The organism is Burkholderia sp. Ac-20349, from assembly GCF_017104865.1.
Classification (GTDB): Bacteria; Pseudomonadota; Gammaproteobacteria; order Burkholderiales; family Burkholderiaceae; genus Burkholderia; species Burkholderia aenigmatica.
Genome location: NZ_JAAGPM010000269.1, coordinates 1 through 4174, shown reverse-complemented (window position 1 = coordinate 4174; position 4174 = coordinate 1). Strand labels below are relative to the sequence as shown.

General features: G+C 69.7%; 4 protein-coding genes and 1 pseudogene. All 5 read right to left on the bottom strand.

All coding sequences use genetic code 11. The features are described from left to right. Positions 1 to 48: 48 nt before the first annotated feature. Complete coding sequence (locus tag G3N61_RS38160; protein WP_205825015.1) at positions 49 to 816, bottom strand: DUF4410 domain-containing protein; 768 nt, start codon at positions 814 to 816, stop codon at positions 49 to 51. Positions 817 to 1366: 550 nt separating this feature from the next. Then, on the bottom strand, positions 1367 to 2713 hold the full coding sequence (locus G3N61_RS38155; protein WP_205825013.1) for an ATP-binding protein: 1347 nt from the start codon (positions 2711 to 2713) through the stop codon (positions 1367 to 1369). Continuing rightward, positions 2713 to 3426 carry a response regulator gene (locus G3N61_RS38150; RefSeq protein WP_043179863.1) on the bottom strand — a complete coding sequence of 238 codons (714 nt, stop codon included), beginning with the start codon at positions 3424 to 3426 and terminating at the stop codon, positions 2713 to 2715. The genes G3N61_RS38155 and G3N61_RS38150 overlap by 1 nt, the downstream gene beginning before the upstream one ends. Before the next feature lie 44 nt (positions 3427 to 3470). Then, positions 3471 to 3776, bottom strand: a complete 306-nt coding sequence (locus G3N61_RS38145; protein WP_155291818.1) for an EF-hand domain-containing protein — start codon at positions 3774 to 3776, stop codon at positions 3471 to 3473. A gap of 93 nt (positions 3777 to 3869) precedes the next feature. Next, positions 3870 to 4174 (bottom strand): annotated as a pseudogene (locus G3N61_RS38140) (hypothetical protein); the annotation flags it as partial.

The following is a 4174-nucleotide window of genomic DNA, read 5'->3' as shown; positions in this document are numbered from 1 at the left end:
CGGCCGCCTGCGTGTCCGCCGGGGCTGCGCAGGCGGCGGCGCAGCGCGTCAGCTCGCCGACACCGTCGGCAGCCACGCGTTCGCGGCGTTCTGCGTCGCGAGCTGCTTCGCGATCGAGCGCGCGAGGCGGTCGGTATCGGACGCCACCGTGTCGTGCTTCGCTTCCGACACGCCATGCAGGCCGGCGCCCACCGCTGCCGACGTCGCGAGGCGGCCGGCCGCCGCGCCGACTCCGGCGGTTTCCACCATGCCCGGCAGGTGACCGCTGTTCGCGCTGGACGAGAACGTGCCGAGCGGCTGCGGTGCGCCATGCGCAGGCTGGAACAGCACGGTGACCGATGCCTTCACTTCGCTCTTGCCCGCGCCGAGCCCGATCAGCGTGCGGCGGCGGCGGTTGCCGGCGTCGATCGACTCGAAGCGGCCTTCGACCACCAGCGCGTCGCGACCGTCGGGCACCGGGCCGCGCAGCGCGGGGATGCCTTGCGACCGGAGCTCGCGCACGAGGGCGTCGGCGAGCTGGTCGCGGGTCTTCAGCGCGCTTTGCTGGCGCTGCACGTCGGCGGACGATCCGCTCGCGAGGGTCGCAAGCTTGCTGATCATCCCGCCGTCGACCTTGACGTCGGTCGTGGCCACGTCGAACGCGGACACATAGACGACGTCCGCACGAACCTGCGGCTGCGTGCGGGCGGCCGGCGCGGCGGTCATGGACGTAGTCGCGGTCGATGCGCAGCCGGTCATCGCAAGCGTGCCGGCGATCAGCGCGGCACTGGTCAGACGTTTGGCGTGGGCGGCGAGTGCGTGAAGGGAAGGGAACATGTCGATCTCCGTGGCCTGGATGAAGTTGCCGATACTGTCGCGGCATTCAGGAACGCGAACGATCGGAAGCAGGGCGTGATCGCTGGCGAGGGAGAGGGTTCATGCCGTTTCGCAACACGCAGGCGCAAGTATGCGGAGGTCGGGCGGGATGCGCCATGCAGGAATTATGTCGGCGGATGTCACGCAGGGCTGCGCGCTGGCGCGGATGGTAGGTAGGCCGTCGGGCAGATGGATGAACGGGCGGGCGTGCAGACGAGCAGATAGGCAGATAGGCAGATAGGCAGATAGGCAGATAGGCCAGCAGACAAACGGGCGAACGGGCGAACGGGCGAACGGGCGAACGGGCGAACGGGCGAACGGGCGAACGGGCGAACGGACGAACGGACGAACGGACGAACGGACGAACGGCGAACGGCGAACGGCGAACGGCGAACGGCGAACGGCGAACGGCGAACGGCGAACGGCGAACGGCGAACGGCGAACGGCGAACGGCGAACGGCGAACGAGCGAGCCGTCGGACAGTCAGGCAGGCCATCAGGCAAACAGTCCGTCAGGCCGACAGCGACCGCCGCACCACTCCTGACGAATCGAGCGGCAATGCAACAACGGCCTCCAGCCCGCCGCCATCGCGGTCGCGGAACGTCAGCGACCCACCATGCAGGCGGGCGATCCGCTCGACGATCGCGAGGCCCAGGCCCGTGCCGCCCGCGTGGTTGCGGGCGTTCGCGCCCCGGCTGAACGGTGCCTTGAGCCGTTCGAGTTCGGCGGCGCCGATGCCGTTGCCGCGATCGCTGACCACCGTATACGCGATGCCGCGCTCGGTCCACGTGCGCACACCGAGGCCCGTCCGGCCATAGACGACCGCGTTCTGCATCAGGTTCATCAGCAGCCGCATCAGCGCGATCGGACGGAACGCGAACGCGGGCACCGCGCCTTCGTCGAAGTCGAATTCGTGGCCGAGCCCCGCAAAATCCGCGACGAGCTGGCCGATCAGCGCATTCAGGTCGCCGGTTTGCGGTGTTTCTCGTTCGCCGCTGCCTGCATAGTCCATGAATTGCTGCAGGATCGTATCGATCTGGTCCAGGTAGTGCTCGGTCGACGTGGTGAGCGCGTCGTGCGTGCCGCGCGGCAGCGCCATCGCGATCGCCAGGCGCAGCTTGGTGAGCGGCGTGCGGATGTCGTGCGACACGCCGGCGAGCATCAGCGAGCGGGTCGCTTCCGCCTGTTGCAGCGCGTCGGCCATCTGGTTGAATGCGCGGCTCACGTCGGCGATTTCGGTCGGGCCGTCGGTGGGCAGCGGCGGCGGGCGCTCGCCCGCGCTGACGCGCTGCGCCGCGCGCGCCAGTGCGTCGAGCGGCCGGTTCAGGTGGAGCTGGATCAGGTAGCCGGTCAGCGCCGCGAGCAACGCCAGCCCGACCGACAGCACGAGTGCCGTCGTGATGCCGCTCGCCTGCGCGTCGGCGGCCATCGGCAGCGGCAACCACACAGGCGAGCCGGCAACATGCAACCGGATCCACAGACGCTCGTCGTCGCCCGACTGCCAACGCGCGGGGAGCTCAGGCGGCAGGTGGCGTTCGAGTGCCTGCATGAACACGTCACGCTGCCAGGTGCGGAAGAAGGCCGCCAGGTTCGGTGCTTGCGGCGATGCGGCGGGCGGCAGCGCGGCCTGGCCGCCGAATTGCGCGATGACCGTGCGGCCGGCGTCGGGCGGCAGACTGGCAAGCGTGCGGTCGAGCAACCGCACGTAGTCGGAAAAGACGATCGACGCCCGCTCGATGCGCGGGCGCTGCACGTAGTGCAGCAGCACGGTGAGCGAACAGGCGAGCGACAGCGCGACGAGCGCCACCAGCAGCGCGATGTTGCGCGCGAGCAGCGAGCGCGGCAGCGGGATGCGCATCACGGCTCGACGCCGGCCACCAGCATGTAGCCGATGCCCCAGACGGTCTTGATGAAGCGCGGCTTGCCGGGATCGTCCTCGACGATCTGGCGCAGCCGCAGGATCTGCACGTCGACGCTGCGGTCGAGTGCGGCATGGTCGCGGCCGCGCGCGCGGGCGAGCAGGTTCTCGCGGCTCACCGCGCGGTTCGGCGACGAGCCGAGCGCATGCAACAGCAGCATCTGCGCCGAATGAATCTCGACGGGCGTGCCGTCGCGCATCAACGTCTGCTGGCCGACGTCGAACGTGAACGCGCCGAAACGCAACCGCTGCGACGTGACGGTCGGCTCGCCGGCCGCCATCTTCTGCCGCCGCAGCAATGCGCGGACGCGGGCCACGAGTTCGTCGGGGAGAAACGGCTTCGCCAGGTAGTCGTCGGCGCCCGTCTCGAGGCCGACGACCTTGTCCGCTGCGTCGCCTTTCGCGGTGAGCATCAGGATCGGCAGCGTCTGGCCTTCGGCGCGCAGGCGCCGGCACACGCTCAGGCCGTCCTCGGGCTCCATCATCAGATCGAGCACCAGCAGGTCGTACGGTTCGCGTTGCAGCAGGCGGTCGAGCCGCTTGCCGTCGGCGACCGCGCGCACCTGGAAGCCGTGGCCGGTCAGGAAGCGCTGCAGCATGTTGCGCAGCTCGGCTTCGTCGTCGAGCACGACGATCCTGCAGGACTGTTCCATCGCTTGCCTCCCGGTGCCGTGCGCGGCCGGATTCTCGTGCGTGTTCAACGGGCCGCCATGCGCTGGCGCATGAAACCGGCGAGCTGCTCGAGCGTGACGTAGCCGTTGTGCTGCGTGTCGATTTCGTCGAAATGCTGCGCGACCATCGGCATGCCCGCGGCGGCCTGCTCGCGGGTGAGCTTGCCGTCGTGCGTCGTGTTCGCGCTGGCGAAACGGGACTGCAACTGCATCAGCGCACGTTCGACGCGTGCACCGCCGTTCGCCGCGCCAGGCGGCACCTGCTGGGCCGACGCTGCTGCTGAGACGATACACAAAACGACGACGGCAATCATCTTCTTGATGGACTTCATGGGGTTTCTCCTTGCGTGGCCGACGGTCTGCGCCGGCCGGGTGGTTGATGAAATAAACGGATGGAAAACGAAGCGAAACGAAGCGGCGCCGGGTTATGCCCAGTGCGCGGGTACCCACACGCGGCCGGCCCAGTGGGCGGGCACCCAGATGACGGCGCGCGGCGGGTGGGCGACATACACGGCACGCGGGGCGACGTACACGGAACGCGGCAGCGGCGGCGCGAGATACAGGACCTTCGGCGGCGGCGGCGCGACGTAGACGACACGCGGCGCGACCACGACAGCCTTCGGCGCCGCAACGCGCACGACCTTCGGCGGGGGCGGCGTGACGATGACAGCGGCAGGCACGGGCGGCGGGGGCGTGACCACGACGGCGGCCGGTGCAGGGGCCGCGACAG

Excerpts from the sequence above, each read along its gene's own strand:
- G3N61_RS38150 (WP_043179863.1), bottom strand. The coding sequence starts at position 3,426 with ATGGAACAGTCCTGCAGGATCGTCGTGCTCGACGACGAAGCCGAGCTG.
- G3N61_RS38160 (WP_205825015.1), bottom strand. The coding sequence starts at position 816 with ATGTTCCCTTCCCTTCACGCACTCGCCGCCCACGCCAAACGTCTGACC.
- G3N61_RS38145 (WP_155291818.1), bottom strand. The coding sequence starts at position 3,776 with ATGAAGTCCATCAAGAAGATGATTGCCGTCGTCGTTTTGTGTATCGTC.
- G3N61_RS38155 (WP_205825013.1), bottom strand. The coding sequence starts at position 2,713 with ATGCGCATCCCGCTGCCGCGCTCGCTGCTCGCGCGCAACATCGCGCTG.